The sequence below is a fragment of the Cupriavidus sp. 01L46 genome (assembly GCF_056399905.1).
Genome location: NZ_JBFTSF010000552.1, coordinates 1 through 1903, shown reverse-complemented (window position 1 = coordinate 1903; position 1903 = coordinate 1). Strand labels below are relative to the sequence as shown.

The window sequence follows — 1903 nt, the reverse complement described above, 5'->3', positions numbered from 1 at the left end:
ATCCACAACGCACCCTTCGACCTTGGCTTCCTCGACATGGAGTTCAAGCTTGTCGGGCTGCCGCCGTTTCGCGAGCACGCTGGCAATGTGATCGACACCCTGCGCGAAGCCCGCCAGATGTTCCCCGGCAAGCGCAACTCGCTGGACGCCCTGTGCGACCGCCTCGGCGTCAGCAACGCCCACCGCACCCTGCACGGCGCATTGCTCGATGCCGAACTGCTGGCGGAGGTCTACCTCGCCATGACACGCGGCCAGAACTCGCTGGTGATCGACATGCTCGATGGCGGCGGCGCCGAGAGCGACGCGGTGGCCGCCACCGACCTCTCCCGCCTCGATCTGCCCGTGCTGATGGCCAGCGAAGAGGAAGCCACCGCCCACCTCGCGGTGCTCAAGCAGCTGGAAAAGGCGAGCGGCGGCAGGGTCGTATGGAAGGAAGCACCGCCGGCGACGGAAGCGGCATAGACGGGACAGGATTGCCGCCCGCAAGCAGCCAACGGATTTTTTGCAGAAATTTCCAGGAAGGGCTTTACAAGATACAACGGCGCTGACATAATCTTGTTTCTCTGCAGCACAGCAGCAACAGCGCAGCAGCAGGGGTGGTTAGCTCAGCGGTAGAGCACTGCCTTCACACGGCAGGGGTCACAGGTTCAATCCCTGTACCACCCACCAAATTAGTGGCTAGCAACTGCCTACGTTGCCGAGAAACCCAGACAGCGAAAGCTCTCTGGGTTTTTTGTTGCCCTTGTTGCCCGGCATCAGCGCAACGCGCGCAATCGAGACTCAGCATCCCTGCCTTGGCACGGAGCGAGGCCGGGTTGCCCAGGCCGAGAGCGCCAGCTCAGCCAGTCATTAGCCGGTGCCTTGCTGCCAGAGGCAACATGGGCTTCGGCCCCTGCGGCTTCCTTTGGTGCCGACTACGCGGCGTATCCCGGCAGGCCGACAGCGAGCTTGCCTTTTGCCAGCGCGATGCCTCGCTGGACTGCCGCGTGGAAGTCAGCGCTAAGGCCCTCGACGGCGATGGAGCGGCGAAAGAAGTCCGCCCACACGAACTCCGCAAAGGCGGTAGGCGTCTTGGTGTAGCCACCAGCGTCTCGCACATACCCGGCCAGCGACCGATATGGATCGTCGACCAGTTTCTCCAGGTGGTGGGGAACCGCAGCGTAGCTGTGCCGTACGCCGTGTTCGTCCAGGGGATGAACCCATAGGCTCTTGTCCATCTCCACCCAGAAATCAATCTGCGCGCAAGCCGACAGATCGGCCTCCACGGTGAAAAAGCCATTGGTGACGCCGGCCTCCAAGGCCGCCCGCCCGAGATGATGGTGATCGGTAATGTAAAGCTTGCCGCCCGGCCCGTTGACCGCCGGGATCGGATGGGCCTGCAGGAACTCGCGCTGCTCGGCAGGCTTTAGCGAGGCCAKGTGCTTCTTTTTATCCTGCACTTCGATCATGCCCACCGTCAGCTGCGTCGGGTGAAGCTCATGAATCAAGGATTCGCGGACCGCCGACATGTTGCCCTCCTCTCCATATTTCTGCACCAGTTCTGCACGAGTTCTGCACAAGGCAAGATTAGCAGGCATAGCGCCAACAATCGGAACGAATAAGGGGTGGGTGCCGGTGATGCAGTCAAGCCGGAGGCGGGTTTCGCTCGCCGTCAGGTGCGCCGGTAGTGCCGTCGGCAATGCTGGATGGGTCTTCCGCGCGCCTTGGGGTCGCGATGAAAGATGGCCCGGATTGCGAACGCGTACACCCCGACGATCAGCAGGGCGGCGACAAGGAAGGGGAGAACCGGCATGACGGGCTCCGATTGGGCCTGCTCCAACGCTCACCGACCATGGCCGCCACCATGGCCACCACCGTTGTGACCACCGCCTTCGTGACCACCGCCATGGCCCTCCCCATGCCC

Annotated in this window: 3 protein-coding genes and 1 tRNA gene; 3 read left to right on the top strand and 1 reads right to left on the bottom strand. The window is 62.9% G+C overall.

Annotated elements, in window-relative coordinates:
* Together AC1DS3_RS38240 and AC1DS3_RS38235 are read left to right on the top strand one after the other, a co-directional pair.
* Window positions 1-462, top strand: a 462-nt coding sequence (locus AC1DS3_RS38240) for an exonuclease domain-containing protein (RefSeq protein WP_477129317.1), incomplete at its 5' end; no start/stop codon positions are given.
* Between the two features lie 132 nt (window positions 463-594).
* Window positions 595-669: transfer RNA gene (locus AC1DS3_RS38235), tRNA-Val, on the top strand.
* Between the two features lie 245 nt (window positions 670-914).
* Here the strand turns inward: AC1DS3_RS38235 and AC1DS3_RS38230 are convergent.
* Window positions 915-1508 carry a ParB-like protein gene (locus tag AC1DS3_RS38230; protein ID WP_477129316.1) on the bottom strand — a complete coding sequence of 198 codons (594 nt, stop codon included), beginning with the start codon at window positions 1506-1508 and terminating at the stop codon, window positions 915-917.
* Between the two features lie 206 nt (window positions 1509-1714).
* On the opposite strand from AC1DS3_RS38230, the gene AC1DS3_RS38225 reads away from it, so the two are divergent.
* The coding region (locus AC1DS3_RS38225) for a hypothetical protein (RefSeq protein ID WP_477129315.1) at window positions 1715-1903 on the top strand (189 nt) is incomplete at its 3' end.